The sequence below is a fragment of the Neisseria sp. DTU_2021_1001991_1_SI_NGA_ILE_055 genome (assembly GCF_032342915.1).
Lineage (GTDB): Bacteria > Pseudomonadota > Gammaproteobacteria > Burkholderiales > Neisseriaceae > Neisseria.
This window is the reverse complement of the sequence record NZ_CP135440.1, coordinates 1673642-1694104: the sequence shown is the minus strand read 5'-3', so window position 1 is coordinate 1694104 and position 20463 is coordinate 1673642. Positions and strand designations below refer to the sequence as shown.

The 20463-nt window shown below is 49.0% G+C and carries 17 protein-coding genes; 5 read left to right on the top strand and 12 right to left on the bottom strand.

The window, feature by feature from the left end; translation table 11 throughout:
- Positions 1-150: 150 nt before the first annotated feature.
- The 5 genes from murC to ftsZ all read left to right on the top strand — a co-directional run bounded on the left by murC (position 151) and on the right by ftsZ (position 6052).
- Complete coding sequence (gene murC / locus RRV97_RS07900; RefSeq protein WP_036493406.1) at positions 151-1560, top strand: UDP-N-acetylmuramate--L-alanine ligase; 1410 nt, start codon at positions 151-153, stop codon at positions 1558-1560.
- 88 nt (positions 1561-1648) lie between these two features.
- The gene (locus tag RRV97_RS07895; protein WP_315611205.1) at positions 1649-2563 is read left to right on the top strand and encodes a D-alanine--D-alanine ligase; all 915 of its coding nucleotides are present in this window, start codon (positions 1649-1651) and stop codon (positions 2561-2563) included.
- Positions 2553-3272 carry a cell division protein FtsQ/DivIB gene (locus tag RRV97_RS07890; RefSeq protein ID WP_315611204.1) on the top strand — a complete coding sequence of 240 codons (720 nt, stop codon included), beginning with the start codon at positions 2553-2555 and terminating at the stop codon, positions 3270-3272. Before RRV97_RS07895 ends, RRV97_RS07890 begins: the two co-directional genes overlap by 11 nt.
- A 74-nt stretch (positions 3273-3346) precedes the next feature.
- Positions 3347-4600, top strand: coding sequence for a cell division protein FtsA (gene ftsA, locus RRV97_RS07885; RefSeq protein WP_003682483.1), 1254 nt, complete (start codon positions 3347-3349; stop codon positions 4598-4600).
- A 252-nt stretch (positions 4601-4852) separates the two neighbouring features.
- Positions 4853-6052 carry a cell division protein FtsZ gene (gene ftsZ / locus RRV97_RS07880; RefSeq protein ID WP_003682480.1) on the top strand — a complete coding sequence of 400 codons (1200 nt, stop codon included), beginning with the start codon at positions 4853-4855 and terminating at the stop codon, positions 6050-6052.
- Positions 6053-6171: 119 nt separating this feature from the next.
- Here ftsZ and ispH read toward each other — a convergent pair whose 3' ends face one another.
- The 12 genes from ispH to carA all read right to left on the bottom strand — a co-directional run bounded on the left by ispH (position 6172) and on the right by carA (position 19982).
- Positions 6172-7140, bottom strand: a complete 969-nt coding sequence (gene ispH, locus RRV97_RS07875; protein WP_049331909.1) for a 4-hydroxy-3-methylbut-2-enyl diphosphate reductase — start codon at positions 7138-7140, stop codon at positions 6172-6174.
- Between the two features lie 13 nt (positions 7141-7153).
- Entirely contained in the window at positions 7154-7660 is a 507-nt protein-coding gene (gene lspA, locus RRV97_RS07870) for a signal peptidase II (RefSeq protein ID WP_049331903.1), read from the bottom strand.
- Positions 7661-7808: 148 nt separating this feature from the next.
- Complete coding sequence (gene glyQ / locus RRV97_RS07865; protein WP_003685919.1) at positions 7809-8708, bottom strand: glycine--tRNA ligase subunit alpha; 900 nt, start codon at positions 8706-8708, stop codon at positions 7809-7811.
- Positions 8709-8789: 81 nt separating this feature from the next.
- A complete protein-coding gene (gene yacG, locus RRV97_RS07860; protein WP_003682475.1) occupies positions 8790-8972 on the bottom strand; it encodes a DNA gyrase inhibitor YacG in 183 nt (60 codons plus the stop codon).
- Positions 8969-9589, bottom strand: a complete 621-nt coding sequence (coaE, locus tag RRV97_RS07855) for a dephospho-CoA kinase (RefSeq protein WP_315611203.1) — start codon at positions 9587-9589, stop codon at positions 8969-8971. The genes yacG and coaE overlap by 4 nt, the downstream gene beginning before the upstream one ends.
- Entirely contained in the window at positions 9589-10476 is an 888-nt protein-coding gene (locus tag RRV97_RS07850) for an A24 family peptidase (RefSeq protein WP_315611202.1), read from the bottom strand. Before RRV97_RS07850 ends, coaE begins: the two co-directional genes overlap by 1 nt.
- A gap of 1 nt (position 10477) precedes the next feature.
- Positions 10478-11719, bottom strand: a complete 1242-nt coding sequence (locus tag RRV97_RS07845; RefSeq protein ID WP_315611201.1) for a type II secretion system F family protein — start codon at positions 11717-11719, stop codon at positions 10478-10480.
- An 80-nt stretch (positions 11720-11799) separates the two neighbouring features.
- The gene (gene pilB, locus RRV97_RS07840) at positions 11800-13479 is read right to left on the bottom strand and encodes a type IV-A pilus assembly ATPase PilB (protein ID WP_315611200.1); all 1680 of its coding nucleotides are present in this window, start codon (positions 13477-13479) and stop codon (positions 11800-11802) included.
- A gap of 407 nt (positions 13480-13886) precedes the next feature.
- Complete coding sequence (gene carB, locus RRV97_RS07835; RefSeq protein WP_315611199.1) at positions 13887-17102, bottom strand: carbamoyl-phosphate synthase large subunit; 3216 nt, start codon at positions 17100-17102, stop codon at positions 13887-13889.
- 39 nt (positions 17103-17141) lie between these two features.
- Complete coding sequence (locus RRV97_RS07830) at positions 17142-18401, bottom strand: endonuclease NucS (RefSeq protein ID WP_049322554.1); 1260 nt, start codon at positions 18399-18401, stop codon at positions 17142-17144.
- Between the two features lie 56 nt (positions 18402-18457).
- A complete protein-coding gene (locus tag RRV97_RS07825; RefSeq protein WP_288971045.1) occupies positions 18458-18715 on the bottom strand; it encodes a SemiSWEET family transporter in 258 nt (85 codons plus the stop codon).
- 136 nt (positions 18716-18851) lie between these two features.
- Entirely contained in the window at positions 18852-19982 is a 1131-nt protein-coding gene (carA, locus tag RRV97_RS07820; RefSeq protein ID WP_315611198.1) for a glutamine-hydrolyzing carbamoyl-phosphate synthase small subunit, read from the bottom strand.
- Positions 19983-20463: the final 481 nt, after the last annotated feature.

The window sequence follows — 20463 nt, the reverse complement described above, 5'->3', positions numbered from 1 at the left end:
TCAAGGCCGTCTGAAAAGTTAATTAACGGCATTTCAGACGGCCTTTATTGCTTTTGTTAAAATTCCTTTACAATAAAAGCATAGCGCAGAAGCGGATAGCCCTTTAAAATAACGCCTTTACGCACTAAAAACCAACCGGAACGCAACGTTATGATGAAAAATCGAGTGACCAACATCCATTTTGTCGGAATCGGCGGCGTCGGCATGAGCGGTATTGCCGAAGTCTTACACAATTTGGGCTTTAAAGTTTCCGGTTCGGATCAGGCGCGTAATGCCGTTACCGAGCATTTGAGCGCTCTCGGCATCCAAGTTTATCCCGGTCATACTGCCGAACACGTCAATGGCGCCGACGTGGTTGTTACCTCTACCGCCGTCAAAAAAGACAATCCCGAAGTCGTCGCTGCGCTGGAGCAGCAAATCCCTGTCATTCCGCGCGCCCTGATGCTGGCGGAACTGATGCGCTTCCGTGACGGCATCGCCATTGCCGGTACGCACGGTAAAACCACAACTACCAGCCTGACTGCTTCTATTCTCGGCGCGGCAGGACTCGACCCGACTTTCGTTATCGGCGGCAAGCTCAACGCCGCTGGTACCAACGCCCGTTTGGGTAAAGGCGAATACATTGTTGCCGAAGCCGACGAATCCGATGCTTCTTTTCTGTATCTGACGCCGATTATGTCCGTCGTAACCAATATCGACGAAGACCATATGGACACTTACGGCCACAGCGTTGAGAAACTGCATCAGGCGTTTGTGGACTTCATCCACCGTATGCCGTTCTACGGCAAAGCCTTTTTGTGTATCGACAGCGAACACGTCCGCGCGATTTTGCCGAAAATCAGCAAACCTTACGCCACTTACGGCTTGGACGATACTGCCGATATCTACGCGACCGATATTGAAAACGTCGGCGCGCAAATGAAATTTACCGTTCATGTTCAAATGAAAGGACATGAGCAAGAGCCGTTTGAAGTTGTTTTGAATATGCCCGGCCGCCACAACGTCCTCAATGCGTTGGCGGCTATCGGCGTTGCGCTGGAAGTTGGTGCATCGGTTGAAGCCATTCAAAAAGGCTTGCTCGGCTTTGAAGGCGTCGGCCGTCGTTTCCAAAAATATGGCGACATCAAATTGCCAAACGGCGGAACCGCGTTGCTGGTGGACGATTATGGTCACCATCCTGTCGAAATGGCGGCAACTCTGGCCGCCGCACGCGGCGCATACCCTGAAAAACGCTTAGTCTTGGCTTTCCAACCGCACCGCTATACCCGCACGCGCGATTTGTTTGAAGACTTTACCAAAGTCCTCAATACTGTCGATGCGCTGGTGTTGACCGAAGTTTATGCCGCAGGCGAAGAGCCGATTGCCGCAGCCGATTCCCGCGCTCTGGCACGAGCCATCCGCGTATTGGGCAAACTTGAACCGATTTACTGCGAAAACGTTGCAGACCTGCCGCAAATGTTGCTGAATGTTTTGCAGGATGGCGATGTCGTACTGAATATGGGTGCCGGCAGCATCAACCGCGTTCCGTCTGCATTGGTGGAATTGTCGAAACAATCATAATAAACAGGCATATTTGCCTTTGAGGACACATAGGTCGTCTGAACAATATTTCAGACGGCCTGTATCAGTATTTAAGAAAGTAGAAATTATGCAGAATTTTGGCAAAGTGGCCGTGTTGATGGGCGGCTTCTCCAGCGAGCGTGAAGTTTCTCTGGACAGCGGCGCCGCTATTTTGGCTGCCTTGAAAAGCAAAGGCGTCGATGCCCATGCGTTCGACCCCAAAGAAACCCCGTTGTCTGAATTGAAAACCCAAGGTTTTCAGACGGCCTTCAATATTTTGCACGGTACTTTCGGCGAAGATGGTGCGATTCAGGGAGCGTTGGAACTGATGGGTATTCCTTATACTGGCAGCGGTGTGGCCGCTTCCGCGCTGGGTATGGACAAATACCGCTGCAAACTGATTTGGCAGGCCGTGGGTTTGCCTGTTCCTGAGTTTGCCGTATTGCATGACGACAGCAATTTTGATGCTGTTGAAGAAAAATTGGGCCTGCCGATGTTTGTGAAACCTGCCGCAGAAGGCAGCAGCGTCGGTGTGGTAAAAGTCAAAGAAAAAGGCCGTCTGAAAAGCGTTTACGAAGAATTGAAACATTTGCAGGGTGAAATTATTGCCGAGCGCTTCATCGGCGGCGGCGAATATTCTTGCCCGGTATTGAACGGCAAAGGCTTGCCGAGCATTCATATTATTCCGGCTACCGAGTTTTACGATTACGAAGCCAAATACAACCGCGACGATACGGTTTATCAATGCCCGTCGGAAGATTTGAGCGAGGCGGAGGAAAACCTGATGTGCGAACTGGCCGTGCGTGGCGCTCAGGCGATTGGTGCGGACGGCTGTTCGCGCGTGGACTTTCTAAAAGATACGGACGGTAAGCTGTATCTTTTGGAAATCAATACCTTGCCTGGTATGACCAGCCACAGTTTGGTGCCAAAATCTGCAGCCCATACCGGCGTAGATTTTGCTGATTTATGTATTGAGATTTTGAAGACCGCTCATGTGGGATGATGCAGGCGCACTGGGTCGGCTGACCCGCCGGCTATTGTTGCTGATGGCCTTTCTGCTGATAGGTTCGGGCATAGCTTGGCTTTACAATTCCAAATATTTCCCTGTGAAACAGATTGCCATTCAGGGCAAGCTGAAATATGCTTCCGGCAAAGAATTACAAACTGTTGCAAGAGAGCATATCAGGGGCAATATGTTCCGCGCCGATATTGATGCGGCGCAGGCCGCTTTTCAGGAGTTGCCTTGGATTGACTCGGCAATGGTACGCCGCCGTTTTCCGGAAACCGTGGAAATTATCCTGACCGAGCGCGTGCCGGTTGCACACTGGCGCGCTGGCGGCTTGGTGGACAGTAAGGGCAATGTGTTTGCCGCAAGCCTGAAACAGGACCTGCCTATATTTGAAGGGCAGCAGGGAACAGGCAAAGACATGGTCAAACATTATGCGGACTTTTCCGGTATTTTGAGTCCGTTGAAACTGACCATCAAAGAATTGATCTACACGCCGCGTTCGGCATGGCTGCTTGTATTGAACAACGGCATTACCGTGCGTTTGGGGCGTGAAAACGAAATCAAACGTTTGCAGCAGTTTGCCCAGATTTGGCCGTCGCTGCTGCGTAAAAAACAAAGTCGTATCGAGTATGTCGATATGCGTTATAAGGATGGTTTTTCAGTCCGTTACAGGCCGTCTGAAAACCCTTCCGACAGTGAATAGCCGATTAGACGTGAAGCAATCTTGTTTCAAAAATAATCAAACCGTCAGTCAGACAACATAGCGAACGAGCAATTATGGAACAACAACAAAATAAATATATCAGTGCCTTAGACATTGGTACGTCCAAGGTCATCGCCTTAATCGGCGAGATTCGGGAAGATAATGAAATCCACATTGTCGGCTTGGGCCAAAGCCCTTCACGCGGCCTGCGTGCAGGTATGGTGACCAATATCGACGCTACCGCGCAAGCCATTCGTCAGGCGGTAGAAGATGCCGAGTTAATGGCAGATACCAAAATTTCCCACGTTGTTACCGGTATTGCCGGTAACCATATCCGCAGCCTGAATTCACAAGGCGTGGTCAAAATTAAAGATGGCGAAGTATCGCAAGCCGACATCGATCGTGCCATCGAAACTGCCAAAGCCATCAATATTCCGCCTGATCACAATATCTTGCATACCGTGGTTCAAGAGTACATCATCGACAACCAACCCGGTGTGAAAGAGCCTATCGGCATGAGCGGCGTGCGTTTGGACACCCGTGTACACATCATTACCGGTGCGAACACTGCTTTGCAAAATATCCAAAAATGTATTCAACGCTGCGGCCTGCAAATGGATCAAATCATGCTTCAGCCTTTGGCAAGCGGTCACGCCGTTTTGACTGAAGACGAAAAAGATTTGGGCGTGTGCGTCATCGATATCGGCGGCGGTACGACCGACATCGCGGTTTATACCAATGGCGCAATCCGCCATACCGCGGTTATTCCCGTTGCCGGTGATTTGATTACCAAAGACTTGGCACAAGCCCTGCGTACGCCGCACAGTGCCGCCGAGTACATCAAAATCCATTACGGCGCCGCCATTCCGACTATGGACGGCTTGGATGAAATGATTGAAGTTCCTAGTGTTGGCGACCGTCAATCACGTCAAATTTCACGCCGCGTATTGGCTGAAATCATCGGTCCGCGTGTAGAAGAGATTTTGGAATTGACGCTGAACGAATTGCGCCGTTCCGGCTTCCCAGAAGAAGTGTTGACTTCCGGTATTGTTTTGACCGGCGGTGCCTCTATGTTGACCGGTATTGTTGAGTTGGCGGAAGAAGTCTTTAATTTGCCGGCCCGTATCGGTGTTCCGCAGGAAATGGGCGGCGTATCCGAGCGTATCCGCAATCCACGCTATTCAACAGCAATTGGCCTGCTTCAGACGGCCTATGCTGCCGAAGAGGGTGAACAAACCAGCCGAACCGGTGCGATTGCCCTGAATGATTCAGGTAAAAAAATGGGTCTGTGGGAAAAAATCCAAAGATTCTTCAGAGACAATTTCTGATAAAAGTGTTCAGGGCAGGCGGTGTAGAATCCGTTTGTCCTGAATATTTAAGTAGAATTAAACGGTTTTAAATAATTGCCAAGTGAATAATTTAAAACTTGTATATTTTCTGTTAAAAATTGTAGTAAAAATATAACGCCGACAGTCGGATGATAAGAAGATTTTTGCCAGTATCAGGATACTTCTTATATAATACGGATAATAAGTTATTTTTGAACCGTCCTTATAAAGCGGGGCGCGGAGGATTATTGAATGGAATTTGTTTACGACGTAGCAGAATCAGCAACAAGCCCTGCTGTTATTAAAGTTATCGGTTTGGGTGGCGGCGGCTGTAATGCCATCAACAACATGGTTGCCAACACTATTCATGGTGTTGAGTTCATCAGTGCCAATACCGATGCGCAATCATTGGCTAAAAACAATGCGGCCAAACGCATTCAATTGGGTACAAACCTGACTCGCGGTTTGGGTGCCGGCGCAAATCCTGAAATTGGCCGCGCCGCAGCCCAAGAAGATCGCGAAGCCATCGAAGATGCCATCCGCGGTGCAAACATGCTGTTCATCACTACCGGTATGGGTGGCGGTACAGGTACCGGTTCTGCTCCTGTTGTGGCTGAAATCGCTAAAGAAATGGGTATTCTGACCGTTGCGGTTGTAACCCGTCCGTTTGCTTACGAAGGTAAACGCGTACACATCGCTCAAGCAGGTTTGGATCAGCTCAAAGAGCGCGTTGATTCCCTGATTATTATCCCGAATGATAAATTGATGACTGCTTTGGGCGAAGACGTGACCATGCGCGAAGCTTTCCGTGCAGCCGACAATGTACTGCGTGATGCGGTTGCCGGTATTTCCGAAGTAGTGACTTGCCCGAGCGACATGATCAACTTGGACTTCGCCGACGTGAAAACCGTGATGAGCAATCGCGGTATCGCCATGATGGGTTCAGGTTTTGCGCAAGGTATCGACCGTGCCCGTTTGGCTACCGATCAAGCCATCTCCAGTCCGCTCTTGGATAATGTTACTTTGGATGGCGCACGCGGTGTATTGGTAAACATTACCACCGCTCCTGGCTGCCTGAAAATGTCTGAGTTCAACGAGATTATGCGTATCGTCAACCAAAATGCACACCCTGAAGTGGAATGCAAATTTGGTGCTGCCGAAGACGAGAGCATGAGCGAAGACGCTATCCGTATTACCATTATTGCTACCGGCTTGAAAGAAAACGGTACTGACAACCAACTGCGCGCTGCTGCCCGTACCCAACAATTGGTACGCGGTGCGGAAGAAGCACCTCAAGCTCAAAGCCAAAGCAGCGCTGAAAGCCTGGTTCGTACCAACCGCAATATCCGTTCTATGAATCTGACTGCGGCTGATTTCAGCAACCAGTCTGTATTGGATGACTTTGAAATTCCGGCTATCTTGCGCCGTCAGCAACATACTTCTGAGAAATAATCAGGATCATGTATGAAAAGACCTGCCTTAAAGGCGGGTCTTTTTTATTGGCAAAATAAACTTAAGGCCGTCTGAAAGTTTTCAGACGGCCTTAAGTTCAAATAAAGTAAATAATAAACTTACCCTTTATTTAGGATTTGCTTGTTTTCGCCCTCCCGGCGCAATTCTTTAGGCAAGACAAATACAATGCTTTCTTCTGCGCCTTCTCCTTCACGTATGGTCTCATGTCCCCAGTCTTGAATGGTTTGTAAGACTTCTCGAACCAAGACTTCAGGCGCAGATGCGCCGGCAGTTACACCAACCTTGGTTTTGTTTTCAAACCATTCTTTTTTTAGATAGGAAGCATTATCGACCATATAGGCATCAACTCCGCGCAATGCGGCTACTTCACGCAAGCGGTTGCTATTGGAAGAATTGGGCGAGCCGACAACAATCACGAGATCGCATTCTTCCGCCAATTCTTTAACGGCAGTTTGGCGGTTGGTTGTGGCGTAGCAGATGTCTTCTTTGTGCGGATTGCGGATATTGGGGAAGCGTTGATTCAAAGCTGCAATGATGTCTTTGGTTTCGTCCACCGATAAAGTGGTTTGGCTGACGTAGGCCAGCTTGTCAGGGTTTTTGACGTTCAGTCCGGCCACATCTTCCACTGTCTCGACCAAAAACATTTTACCCGGAGGCAATTGTCCCATCGTGCCTTCTACTTCGACGTGGCCTTTGTGGCCGATCATGATGATTTCGTAATCTTGGGCATCAAGGCGGGCTACTTCTTTGTGGACTTTGGTTACCAAAGGGCAAGTGGCATCAAAAACGCGGAAACCGCGTTGTGCTGCTTCTTCCTGTACGGCTTTGGATACGCCGTGAGCCGAGTAAATCAGCGTGGCACCCTTTGGGACATCCGCCAAGTCATCGACAAAGACGGCACCTTTTGCCCGTAGATTGTCCACGACGAATTTGTTGTGAACGACCTCATGGCGGACGTAAATAGGTGCGCCGAACTCTTCGAGTGCACGTTCAACAATGCTGATGGCGCGGTCAACGCCGGCACAAAAGCCGCGGGGATTGGCAAGGATAATGGTTTTTTGAGTCATGTGTGTTCCGTTTTCAGACGGCCTTTGTGTCGTTTGAAGGTGTTTTTTTGTGCAGCAAACCATCTAATACCAAGCAAACCGCGCCAACGCAGATAAAGCTGTCGGCAATGTTAAATGCTGGATAGAACCAGTTTTGCCAATAGAAAAGCAGAAAATCGACAACGTGGCCGTGAATCAGACGGTCAACCACATTGCCAATTGCGCCGCCGATAATCATGGCTGCTCCCAGTTTGCCCCAGCGTCCAAACTCATCGCGCCAGATGGCACGGGCCAAATACAGGCTGATGACGACGGCCAGACCTAAAAAGAAGAATTTTTGCCAGCCGCCTTGGTCGGCCAAAAAGCTGAATGCCGCGCCTGGATTATAGGCAAGCGTCAGGTCAAAAAAGTCTGGAATGATATTGAGGCGTTCGCCTTCGGTAAAGTGTTTCAAGATTTCCCATTTGCTCAGTTGGTCAAGAATGATGGCAACGAGGGAAAGTAAGAAAAAGGGTGTTTTTGCAGAAGAGGATGAACTCATGTTTTCAGACGGTTTATGTAATAAAGGGTTTATTTTACCTGAAAGCAGGCAGGAAGTGTTTGCGATGGCAGCGATGTTAAGGCCGTCTGAAAATAGAAACGCCGCCACTTGAATGTATCAAAGGGCGGCGTGGTAAGCATGTGCGGGCTTATTGGTTTTTAAGCAATGGGAAGCCCAGTTTCTCGCGGCTTTCAACGAATTTTTGAGCAACGATACGGCTCAGTGCACGAATGCGGCCGATGTAGGTTGCGCGTTCGGTAACGGAAATGGCGCCGCGTGCATCCAAGAGGTTGAACGTGTGGCCGGCTTTGAGTACAAGCTCGTAAGCAGGCAGGGCAAGACTGGTGTCTTCAACTGCAAGCAGGCGTTTGGCTTGTTCTTCGTAGTCGTTGAATTGGCGCAAGAGCCAATCGGCATCGCTGTATTCGAAGTTGTAGGTAGATTGTTCGACTTCGTTTTGATGATAAACGTCGCCGTAAGTGACGATGTTGCCATCAAGGGTTTTTGCCCAAACGAGGTCGTACACGTTTTCTACGCCTTGCAAATACATGGCGAGACGCTCGATGCCGTAGGTGATTTCGCCGAGTACGGGGGAGCAGTCGATACCGCCGACTTGTTGGAAGTAGGTGAATTGGGTTACTTCCATGCCGTTGAGCCAAACTTCCCAACCCAAACCCCAAGCGCCGAGAGTAGGGTTTTCCCAGTCGTCTTCGACAAAGCGGATGTCGTGTACTTTAGGGTCGATACCCAATTCGCGCAGGGAATCAAGGTAGAGGTCTTGAATATTGGCTGGTGCAGGTTTGAGCGCAACTTGGAATTGATAGTAGTGTTGCAGGCGGTTGGGGTTGTCGCCATAGCGGCCGTCTTTGGGGCGGCGGCTGGGTTGAACGTAAGCGGCAAACCACGGCTCCGGGCCTAAGGCGCGCAGACAGGTGGCAGGATGGGAAGTACCGGCACCGACTTCCATATCGAAAGGTTGGATAACGGTGCAGCCTTTGTCTGCCCAGTAGTTCTGTAATTTGAAAATAATTTGTTGGAAGGTGAGCATGGTGGATGGAATATGTTGGAATAAAGAGGGTATTTTACTGTTTTGAGCCTGTTTTGGATAGGCTGAAGGAAGCGGCGTAGGTTATTTGCCGTCCAATAGGTCTGAAAAAGGGTCATCTTCCGAAGAAACGGTGTATTTTTCTTGTGCCCATTCGCCTAAATCAATGAGTTTACACCGTTTGCTGCAGAAAGGGCGGTAGGGGCTGTCGGTATTCCAAACGACTTCTTTGTGGCAGGTCGGACATTTTACAACAGGAGCGGTCATGCAGTTTCTTTCAGTGATTGTGCAATGGATTGATAGTATTGATGCAGGCGAAAAACCTTGATTTTTGCTTCTTCCAAGCTATGAGTATTGTCCAATACGTCGTCGGCATGAAGCAGCCTGTCAGATTGGGAAGCTTGGGTAGCCATGATTTGGCGCGTCTGTTCTTCTGAAAAACCATTGCGTTGATATACGCGTTCGATTTGGACGGATTCTGGAACATCTACAACTAAAATGCGGTCGGTCTCCGCTTTAAATGCCGGATTCTCAATTAAAAGCGGTACATCGACAATGCCGTAAGTAGAGGAAGCAAGCTTTTGTTTCTGCTGTTGGATTTTGTTTAAGATTAATGGCAGAAGCAGCTTTTCCAGTTGTTTTTTGGATTGAGGCCGTCTGAAAACCTCTTCCCGTAAAGCCGTACGATTCAGACGGCCTTCGTTGTCAAAAACCTCATCACCAAAAAGCTGACGGATGGCTGGAAGCGCTTCGCCGTTTTCAGCGGTCAGTGAGCGGCTGATGGCATCGGCATCGATAATGGGTACGCCAAGTTCGGCAAACATTTGGGCGATAGATGATTTGCCGCTGCCGATACCGCCGGTCAAGCCTATCCATAATGTCATTATCGGAATCCTGATTGTACGAGCCACCATTGTACCAGTTGGGTAATAGGTGCATTGGCAACCAAAATAATCCATCCTGCTACAGCAAGGCTGGGACCAAAAGCAAAATATTGGCCTTTACCGACGCGGGCGATGAGTGCGCACACCAGCCCGACTAAGGCAGCCATGAAGATCAGAACAGGCAAAATTCCTACGCCCAGCCATGCGCCGAGCGCGGCCAAAAGTTTGAAGTCGCCATTGCCCATACCGATTTTACCGGTCAGAAGTTTATAGACGGCGCATAAAGTATAAAGGCTCATATAGCCTGCGATTGCACCCCAAACGGCTGAATGCAGGGGCACGAACGTATCGTTCAGATTAAACAGCAGGCCGATCCAAATTAGGGGTTGAGTCAGGCTGTCGGGCAAATATTGCGTATCGGCATCGATAAAGGTCAGCGCAATCAATATGGCAGTCAGAATCAATCCACCAATAGTTGCCCATGACCAGCCGTATTGCCACGCGACAATACCGAATAAGACGCCTGTCAGCAGCTCAATCAACGGATAGCGTATGCTGATATGGGTTTTGCAGGCGTGGCATTTCCCACCTAGGAAAACATAGCTGAGGATGGGTATATTTTGCCAAACTCTGATCGGACTTTCGCATTTTGGGCAGCGTGAATCCGGTTTACGCAGATTAAATGGCTGTTTTTCTTCGTCTGTCAGCTCGATGCCCAAATGCTCTTTGGAAAATTGTGTCCATTCACGCTCCATCATTATCGGCGTGCGATAAATGACGACGTTCAGAAAGCTACCAATCAGTAATCCTAAAATAACGGCTAAAGGAATGGCGAATGGTGCAAGAACGGAGAGGGCGTCGATGGCAGAGTAAATACTATCAAGCATATCAACCTACGACATTACCCAAGTTAAACAGCGGCAGATACATGGCAATCAGCAAAATACCGATGAGCGAACCCAATACTACCATGATGATAGGCTCCATCAAGTGAGACAATCGGGTGACGGAGTTGTCTACTTCATCTTCGTAGAATTCGGCTGCTTTGTTCAGCATATCATCCAAAGAGCCTGACTCTTCGCCGATGGCCGCCATTTGGATCACCATGTTGGGGAACATATCTGTACTTTGCATACTGGATGTCAGCGACAGACCTTGGGTTACCTTGGCGCGGATGTCTTGAGTGGCTTCTTCATAGAGAATATTGCCGGATGCGCCTGCAACTGAATCTAATACTTCCACCAAAGGAACGCCGGCTGCGAAGAGGGTAGAGGTCGTACGCGCCCAACGGGCGATGGTTGCTTTTCGGACGATGGTGCCAAAAACAGGGAGTCTCAAAACCAGAGCATCGATTCGTTTTTGGAAGGTAGGCGATTTTTCATGGAGTTTGTACAGGCCGAAGACAGAAACAATCAAAAGGATGATCATAATCCAGCCGTAGTCGACAAATAAATCGGACAAGCTCATGACGAGTTGGGTAAGGCTTGGCAGCTCTGCGCCCATATTGGCATAAACTTCTTTAAAGGCAGGCAGTACAAACATCATCATGATGAAGATAAGCGCAATCGCCACCACGATAATGGCAATCGGGTAGGTCAGTGCGGTTTTGACTTTTTTCTTAATGGCTTGGGTTTTTTCTTTATAGACAGCCAGTTTGTCCAATAGGCTTTCCAGTACGCCGCCGGACTCGCCTGCGCTGACCAGATTGCAATAGAAACGGTCGAAATATTTTGGATATTTGGAGAACGATTTGCCCAATGCGCTACCTTGTTCGACATCGGAGCGAACCTGCATCAGCATTTCGGTCATGCTCGGATTGGAGTGGCCGCGAGCAACGATTTCGAAAGCCTGCATCAGCGGCAAGCCTGCCTTCATCATCGTTGCCAGTTGGCGCGTAAACACTGTGATGTCTTCTTGGGTAATACGGCGTTTGCGTGCGGTTTTGACTTTGCTGATACGCAAAGGGCGAATGCCTCTGCGCTGGAGTTTTTTGCGCGCCTCTTCTTCATCTTTGGCAACTACTTCGCCGCGGACAAGACGTTCGGTCTCGATGTTTTTTCCTTCAAATGTAAAACGCTTACCTTTGCTTCTTGAACCGAACAGACTTCTTTTTTGCTCTGCTTGAGCCATGAGTTATCCCTTGTTAGTAAGAAATAAAGCGGACTGTTTCCCCGTGCCGCTTTATTGTAATTTTCGAAAATATGGCAATTTTAGTCATTGGTATGAGCAGTTACTTCTTCCAACGAAGTCAGGCCCTGCATGACTTTCATGAGGCCGGCGCGACGCAGGTCTACCATGCCTTCCTGATAGGCCATGTTCATGATATCAACTTCTGTACCGTTGTTCATAATGACTTTTTGCATTTCATCGCTGACCGGCATGACTTCATAAATACCGATGCGGCCTTTAAAGCCTTTGCCGCGGCAGCTGTCGCAACCAACCGGGCGGTAGAGCTTCCAATTTTGAGCCAAGTCCGCATCGGTAAAGCCGGCTTTTTTCAATGCCGGAACCGGCGGGCGCTCCACTTCGCGTTTGCAGTTTGGACACAGTCTGCGCAACAGCCTTTGCGCCATAATCAGGCTGACCGAGCTGGCGATATTGAAAGGAGCGACACCCATGTTCAAAAGGCGGGAGAGCGTGGCCGGTGCATTATTGGTATGCAGGGTCGAGAAAACCATGTGGCCGGTTTGGGCGGCTTTAATGGCGATGTCGGCGGTTTCCAAGTCGCGGATCTCACCGACCATAATAATATCAGGATCTTGACGTAAGAAGGATCGGAGTGCGGTGGCAAACGTCAGGCCTTGTTTTTCATTGACGTTGACTTGGTTGACGCCCGGCAGGTTAATCTCGGCCGGATCCTCTGCCGTTGAAATGTTGACATCTTCCGTGTTCAAAATGCTCAGGCAGGTATAGAGCGAAATGGTTTTGCCCGAGCCTGTCGGACCGGTAACTAACACCATGCCGTAAGGGCGGTTGATGGCCTCAAGCAGCATTTCTTTTTGGAAAGGCTCTAAGCCGAGCTGGTCGATATTGAGCGATGTACCATCGGAATTTAGGATACGCATCACCACTTTTTCGCCAAACAGCGTTGGCAAAGTGCTGACACGGAAGTCAATCGGACGGCCGTGTTTGTGGAAGGCAATTTGAATTCTGCCGTCTTGCGGAATACGTTTTTCAGAAATATCCAAACGCGCCATCACTTTGATGCGCGATGCCAACTGACCGCGTACGGCGACAGGCGGCTGTACGACTTCGCGCAACTGTCCGTCCACGCGGAAACGGACGCGCGCCATTTGCTCGTAGAATTCAAAGTGGATGTCCGATGCGCCTGCGTTTAGGGCATCGGATAAGGTTTTGTGGATAAAGCGTGGGATAGGGCCGTCTTCAGCCTCTTCATTATCGATATAAAGCGATTGAGATTGCTGCGTTGCTTCATGTTCTTCGTTGATTTCTTTCAGAATGGTTGTTGAACGCTGACCCAACCATTCCAGCAAGGAGCTGAGTTGGTCATCGGGAACCACTACCAAATCAACACTTAAACCTGAAGAAAAAGCGATTTTTTGGAAGTTTTGGATTTGAGTCGGATCGGATACGGCGAAATAAACCTTGCGTCCGCGTTTGAAAATTGGAACGCAACGGTTTTGCACCATTTGCTCTTCCGTCAGAATGTCGCTGACTACATTATTGCGCGGGTAGTAGTGCAAATCCAAAAGGGGATAGCTGAATACGCGCGCAACTAACTCTCCCAAAGCTTTAGGGGAGATGATGCCGTCTGAAAACAGGTTGGGCAGGATTTCTTTACCCGATTGTAAAAGGCTATTGTAATGTTCCGCTTGTTGATTTGAGATGGTTTGGCTTTGAACCAAAACACGCAATAATCCGACACTCATTTATATTTTCCGTTTCTTGTGCAGTTTTCCCTTTAATTTAGAGGAAAGCCGTATTATTTTATCATTATTATGATTAAAGCATATGTTTAATTATGCAAATCTGCTTAAGTTGCAAAGACATGCTTCTGCTTTAATTGTATTTTTCTTTCAGACGGCCATTATAAAGCAAGGAGAATAGGCGTTAAACTCAATATTTTGGAATGATGATGAAAAAACAACAATTTTGTCATATGAATCCAATCAATAACGAAATTATATTTCATGTTGCTATCGCTTGTTGGGAGACGGCAGAAAAGGTTGTTTTGATGGACAGACGGTTGGAATTTGAAATATGAAAAGGCCGTCTGAAACTGAGTAATCAGGTTTCAGACGGCCTTTTAGCTACTATTTAAATCCGATAGGATTGATTAGGCTTTGTTTTTCAGGCGGCCATGCAATTCCTGTACGCTGTACACGCCCAAGTGTTCGCGGCTTTTTGCGCCTTCGCTCATGGCTTCGCCGCCGGCTATGGTGGTGTATTGCGGTACGCGTTGGGTGAGGGAGGTGCGGCGGATGCTGTGGCTGTCAGTAACAGATTGTACTGTGCTGCCGACGGTGTTGACCACCAGTGCGATTTCGCCGTTTTTAATGGCGTCCACGATGTGTGGGCGGCCTTCCTGCACTTTATTGACCGCTTGCACGATGATGCCGTGTTCTTTCAAGTATTCGGCGGTACCACGTGTGGCGCAGACACCGTAGCCGAGTGCTTGGAAGTTTTGTGCGGTTTTGACGATGAGCGGTTTGTCTTCGTCGCGTACGGCAAGGAAGATTTTGCCGGTTGTGCTCAAGCGTTCGCCTGCGCCGAGTTGGGCTTTGAAGTAGGCTTCGCCGAAGCTTGCGCCCACGCCCATCACTTCGCCGGTGGAGCGCATTTCGGGGCCGAGAATGGTGTCCACACCCGGGAATTTGATGAATGGGAACACGGCTTCTTTAACGGCGTAGAAGTCCGGGATGACTTCTTTTTCTACGCCTTGCTCTTTCAGCGAAATGCCTGCCATTACGCGTGCGCCGACTTTGGCGAGCGGTACGCCGGTGGCTTTGGATACGAACGGTACGGTACGGCTGGCGCGTGGGTTCACTTCCAGTACGAAGACCACGCCGTCTTGTACGGCAAACTGTACGTTCATCAAGCCGACCACGCCCAGTGCGTATGCCATGGCTTTGGTTTGGCGGCGGATTTCGTCTTGAATCTCTTCGCTCAAAGAGTATGGAGGCAATGAACAGCCGGAGTCGCCGGAGTGGATACCTGCTTGTTCGACGTGTTGCATGATGCCGCCGATCACGACGTCTTGGCCGTCTGAAACGCAGTCTACGTCCACTTCGATGGCGTTGTTCAAGAAGAAGTCGAGCAATACAGGGCTGTCTTCGGAAACTTGTACGGCTTCGCGCATGTATTTTTGCAACTCTTCGGCAGAGTGAACAATCTGCATGGCGCGGCCGCCGAGGACGTAAGAAGGACGGACAACCAACGGATAACCGATTTCTTCGGCTTTAACGAGGGCTTCTTCTTCGTTGTGGGCGATGCGGTTGGGCGGTTGACGCAGGCCTAAGTCGTTCAACACTTTTTGGAAGCGTTCGCGGTCTTCGGCGGCGTCGATACTGTCGGCGGATGTGCCGATGATGTTTACGCCGTTTTCAACCAATGCGTTGGCGAGTTTGAGCGGGGTTTGACCACCGTAATGCACAATCACGCCCCACGGGTTTTCGGTGCGGACGATTTCCAACACGTCTTCCAGCGTCAGCGGCTCGAAATAGAGGCGGTCGCTGGTGTCGAAGTCGGTGGACACGGTTTCGGGGTTGCAGTTGACCATAATCGTTTCAAAGCCCGATTCGCGCAGGGCGAGCGCGGCGTGAACGCAGCAGTAGTCAAACTCGATGCCCTGACCGATGCGGTTCGGGCCGCCGCCGAGAATCATCACTTTTTTACGGTCGGAAGGACGCGCTTCGCATTCCTCTTCGTAAGTAGAGTAGAGATAGGCGGTTTCGGTGGCAAACTCGGCGGCGCAGGTGTCGACGCGTTTGTAAACCGGATGCAGGTTCAGCGCGTAGCGGTGTTCGCGGACTTCTTTTTCGCTTACGTTCAATAATTGTGCCAAACGCTTGTCAGAGAAGCCTTTGCGTTTCAGACGGCGTAAAGCGGCATAATCCAAGTCTTGTAATTGGCCGTCTGAAACTGATTTTTCTTCTTTCACCAAGTCTTCGATTTGCGCCAAGAACCAAGGATCGATGGCGCAGATCTCGTGGATTTCTTCCAGCGTGAAACCCGCGCGGAACGCGTCCGCCACAAACAGCATACGTTCAGGGCCTGGGTTGGCCAGTTCGCGGCGGATTTCGGCTTTGTCTTCGCTGCGAGGGTTGAAGCCGCACAGGCCGGTTTCCAAACCACGCAAGGCTTTTTGGAAACTTTCTTGAATGGTACGGCCCATTGCCATCACTTCGCCCACCGATTTCATCTGCGTGGTCAGGCGGTCGTCTGCGGCGGGGAATTTTTCAAACGCAAAACGTGGGATCTTGGTTACCACATAGTCGATGGAAGGCTCGAACGACGCGGGCGTGCGGCCGCCGGTGATGTCGTTGCGCAACTCGTCCAGTGTAAAGCCGACCGCCAGTTTGGCCGCTACTTTGGCAATCGGGAAGCCGGTTGCTTTAGATGCCAACGCGGAAGAACGGCTCACGCGCGGGTTCATTTCAATGACAATCATCTCGCCATTTTCAGGGTTTACCGCAAACTGCACGTTTGAGCCGCCGGTATCCACGCCGATTTCGCGCAACACTGCCAACGAAGCATTACGCATGATTTGGTATTCTTTGTCGGTCAATGTTTGTGCAGGCGCAACAGTGATGGAGTCGCCGGTATGCACGCCCATCGGGTCGAAGTTTTCAATCGAGCAGATGATGATGCAGTTGTCGTTCTTGTCGCGCACCACTTCCATCTCGTACTCTTTCCAGCCGAGAACAGACTGCTCAATCAGCAACTCATGCGTAGGCGACGCATCGAAACCGCGTTCGCAAATCGCCAAGAACTCGTCTTTATTGTAGGCAATACCGCCACCCGAACCACCCATGGTGAAAGAAGGACGAATCAGGGTAGGGAAGCCGACCTGTTCTTGCGCTGCCAATGCCTCGTTCATGGTGTGGCAGACAAAAGATTTCGGGCAAGACAAACCGATTTTTTCCATCGCTTCTTTAAAGCGGCCGCGGTCTTCCGCCTTGTCAATCGCATCTTCCGTCGCGCCGATCAGCTCGACATTGTATTTCGCCAGCACACCGTTGCGCGCCAAATCCAGCGCACAGTTCAGCGCAGTCTGACCGCCCATCGTGGGCAGAATCGCATCGGGCCGCTCTTTGGCGATAATCTTCTCCACCGTCTGCCACATAATCGGCTCGATGTAGGTAACATCCGCCATTTCAGGGTCGGTCATAATCGTGGCGGGGTTGGAATTCACCAGAATGACTTTATAGCCTTCTTCACGCAAAGCCTTGCAGGCCTGTGCGCCCGAATAGTCAAATTCGCAGGCCTGACCGATAACGATAGGGCCGGCGCCGATGATAAGGATAGATTTTAGGTCGGTACGTTTAGGCATTTTTACTTTCTCACAAGATATTCAGGTTTTTAAATTTCATTATTGAGCAACTATTTCATAACCAAGAGTCTGCTTAACATGTTCAATAAAATTGTCAATACTATCTTTTCTCCATTGGGAACAAACTGATATTTGTTCACCATTTTTTAATTGAATGATTTCTTTATCCTTAATATAAAATCTACCTTCTTTTTGATAATCTTTAAGCTCGCTAAATATATTCAATACACCATTTGAGCCTTGTAATTTTTTAGGGAAAATTTGACTCAATTGGGTAAAGTTGGTTTCTGGGTTGTCTTTGCAATATTTTTTAACAACTTCCAAAACCAAACGGCCTTTTGTTAGGTTAGATTCACCATTAAATATATATTTTGTATAATCTCTGCTGTTAAATTCACGTTTTATTTCTTGATCTGAATTTTTCTTTTCTTTGATTTTTAGCTGATATTCTTCGGTCTCTTTAACAGGAATGATAGTATCTACATCCCAAATCAGGTCATTGTTTATTTCATATTGAGTAATCTTGATACATTTGATATCCAAGCCCTGCTCATTTAACCATAATACAGAATTGGTTAATTCTCTAGAGAAGTCTTGATTGACCAGAATAATTCTAATGTTATCAAAATCTAATTTGTCGATTTCTTGGTCTAAGAAATAGGTAATATCTTCCTCTGCATTTCCCTGTGCGTAATCTTGGTAATGCCTTATAACGTCTTGGATACTAAATAGCCTAATCATTGAGGCATAGCGGATGGCTTGTAAGTCCATGTGGAAACCGTCGTCATTCCGCTTCAGTTCTATTACAACCAGTTTCCCAGATTTATCCAGTGCTAATAAATCTAACCGTTTCTTAGAATCTTCACATGGGGACAGTTCTTCGCTGATAATAAGTAAATCTTCGCCTAAAATTTTAGGATTGGATTTAATAATGTTCTGTACATCCCGCTCTTTTATGTGATTGTCTTTGAATGCTATTAAATTCTGTACAGTAGCAGTTTGATCAATTTTATTAATTTTAAAGATGCTCATATGGTTAATTTCGTTCCGCTGTTTTAGTGTTGTTCTATTATCTGTAGTAAGCGTAGCAAGCCCCGTAGCCCGCATGTAGGGTGTGTGCGGTACGCACGCACGCGTTCTCCATTTTCCCTGCAACCTCAACCCACCGCGTGCGTACCTTGCGGCACACACCCTACCGACGGGTTCAAAGGTCGTCTGAAAAAACGCTCGCGGCGTTTGTTCCATATGCCTTGCGATAAAGGCCGCCTGAAAAATTCCTGCTGTTGATATTTCGGGCATTCTTTTTCAGACGACCTTTTGCGTTTTTATGTTGCACAGGCCGTCTGAAAACTTCCTTAAAAACTAGTGACAAACGTAATCAAACCCAAAATGATACCGGGGGCGTTTGCCAGTATGATGGGGTAGTCGCGTTTTTCTTTCAAAAAGCCGTAGGCAAACCATAATGTGCAGTTGATGGCGGCGACGAGGGGTTGCAACGGCGAGCCGGGGTTGCCGGCAAGGTTGTTTTGGATTTGCGGGATATAAGAAACGTACATACCGACGCCGGCCAGGGTGGCGGTGACGGAAAGAATGTGCATTTGTTTTTCAGTCATTGGTTTTCCTTTCTGATTAGACGATTGGGTTTTCAGGCTGTACAGATGTTGAGAGGGGGCTGAATTTATATTTTTGAAGTTTGGTTTTCAGACGGCCTGTTGTCGAGTTGAGTGTGGCCGTCTGAAAAAATCAGCTTTATTGTTTTGCTGCTTTGATATTGTCAATGAATTTGTCGAATAGATAGCCGACGTCTTGCGGGCCCGGGCTGGCTTCGGGGTGGCCTTGGAAGCAGAATACAGGTTTGTCTGTCAGTTCGATGCCTTGCAAGGTGTTGTCGAACAAGGATTTGTGGGTAATCCTTGCGTTGGCGGGCAGGGTGTCGGCATCGACGGCGAAACCGTGGTTTTGGCTGGTGATGACGACTTTGCCGCTGTCCAAGTCTTGTACCGGATGGTTGGCGCCGTGATGGCTGAAGCGCATTTTCAGGGTTTTTGCGCCGATGGCGAGGCTGATCAGCTGGTGTCCCAAGCAAATGCCGAAAATCGGTTTGCCGCTTTCCATTAATTTCTGTACGGCTTTGATGGCGTAGTCGCAAGGCTCGGGGTCGCCGGGGCCGTTGGACAGGAATACGCCGTCAGGATTGAGTGCCAATACTTCTTCCGCACTGGTTTGGGCGGGAACGACGGTCAGGCGGCAGCCGCGAGAGGCGAGCATGCGCAGGATGTTGGTTTTAACGCCGAAATCGTAGGCGACAACGTGGTAAGACTGTTCGGAAGGGGTAACGAAACCTTTGCCCAATTCCCATTCGCCTTCGGTCCATTCGTAAGTTTCTGTGCAGGAAACTTCTTTTGCCAAGTCTTTGCCGACCATGCTGCCGAATGCGGCGATGAGTTCTTGTGCTTTTTCAACGGTGGCATCTGCACCGGTCAAGATTGCACCGCCTTGCGAGCCTTTTTCACGCAACAGGGTGGTCAGGCGGCGGGTATCGATATCGGCGATGGCGACGGTTTTGTTGCGTACCAAATAGTCGTGCAGGCTTTCGGATGCGCGGAAGTTGCTGTGCAAGAGCGGCAGGTCGCGGATAATCAAGCCAGCGGCGTAAACGCTGCGGCTTTCTTCGTCTTCGGCGTTGGTGCCGGTATTGCCGATGTGGGGGTAGGTGAGGGTAACGATTTGTTTGCAGTAGGAAGGGTCGGTCAGGATTTCTTGATAGCCGGTCATGGAAGTGTTGAACACGACTTCGCCGGAAGTCGAACCTTCGTAACCGATTGATGTGCCGTGAAATACGCTGCCGTCAGCGAGAACGAGAAGAGCCGGAGTGGTCATGATGGAATCCTGTTTGCCTGATGATGGTCGGTTCGAAAAAAATGGGTCGGGCCGTCTGAAGAATAAAATTGTTTACAAAAAAGACAGCCTTCGGAAATCTCGGCTAAAAAAAAACACGCTCCGCAGCTTTGATTTTGCTGTGTAACGTGCTTTTTCAGACATAGCGGTCTATGCCGTAGAAGCAGTGTATTTTAAGTCAAAATGATAGGAATTTCAAGCATAGAGCAAGGAGTCGATAATTTAAAAATGTTTTACCTTTACGGGACAATCCCTTGCTTTTGGAATGCTTGATGAGTAAGGTTGAACTAAATATCCAGTCGGGCCGTCTGAAAACTGATTAGGCAGATTGTTTCATTTTTGTTGTGTTTGAAATGCGGGCGTAGGGAAATTCAGCCGAATCAAACATGGAACAGGCTGTTTATGCTAAAATCGTAGCCTTATAAAAAATAAAAACAATGTCATTTTTAGCTGAGATTATCCG

Coding starts and splice junctions, on each gene's coding strand:
- RRV97_RS07830 (WP_049322554.1), bottom strand. CDS start 18,401: ATGCCCGAAATATCAACAGCAGGAATTTTTCAGGCGGCCTTTATCGCA.
- pilB (WP_315611200.1), bottom strand. CDS start 13,479: ATGAGTGTCGGATTATTGCGTGTTTTGGTTCAAAGCCAAACCATCTCA.
- RRV97_RS07890 (WP_315611204.1), top strand. CDS start 2,553: ATGTGGGATGATGCAGGCGCACTGGGTCGGCTGACCCGCCGGCTATTG.
- RRV97_RS07825 (WP_288971045.1), bottom strand. CDS start 18,715: ATGACTGAAAAACAAATGCACATTCTTTCCGTCACCGCCACCCTGGCC.
- ispH (WP_049331909.1), bottom strand. CDS start 7,140: ATGACTCAAAAAACCATTATCCTTGCCAATCCCCGCGGCTTTTGTGCC.
- glyQ (WP_003685919.1), bottom strand. CDS start 8,708: ATGCTCACCTTCCAACAAATTATTTTCAAATTACAGAACTACTGGGCA.
- carB (WP_315611199.1), bottom strand. CDS start 17,102: ATGCCTAAACGTACCGACCTAAAATCTATCCTTATCATCGGCGCCGGC.
- RRV97_RS07895 (WP_315611205.1), top strand. CDS start 1,649: ATGCAGAATTTTGGCAAAGTGGCCGTGTTGATGGGCGGCTTCTCCAGC.
- RRV97_RS07845 (WP_315611201.1), bottom strand. CDS start 11,719: ATGGCTCAAGCAGAGCAAAAAAGAAGTCTGTTCGGTTCAAGAAGCAAA.
- ftsZ (WP_003682480.1), top strand. CDS start 4,853: ATGGAATTTGTTTACGACGTAGCAGAATCAGCAACAAGCCCTGCTGTT.
- yacG (WP_003682475.1), bottom strand. CDS start 8,972: ATGACCGCTCCTGTTGTAAAATGTCCGACCTGCCACAAAGAAGTCGTT.
- carA (WP_315611198.1), bottom strand. CDS start 19,982: ATGACCACTCCGGCTCTTCTCGTTCTCGCTGACGGCAGCGTATTTCAC.
- lspA (WP_049331903.1), bottom strand. CDS start 7,660: ATGAGTTCATCCTCTTCTGCAAAAACACCCTTTTTCTTACTTTCCCTC.
- murC (WP_036493406.1), top strand. CDS start 151: ATGATGAAAAATCGAGTGACCAACATCCATTTTGTCGGAATCGGCGGC.
- ftsA (WP_003682483.1), top strand. CDS start 3,347: ATGGAACAACAACAAAATAAATATATCAGTGCCTTAGACATTGGTACG.
- coaE (WP_315611203.1), bottom strand. CDS start 9,589: ATGACATTATGGATAGGCTTGACCGGCGGTATCGGCAGCGGCAAATCA.
- RRV97_RS07850 (WP_315611202.1), bottom strand. CDS start 10,476: ATGCTTGATAGTATTTACTCTGCCATCGACGCCCTCTCCGTTCTTGCA.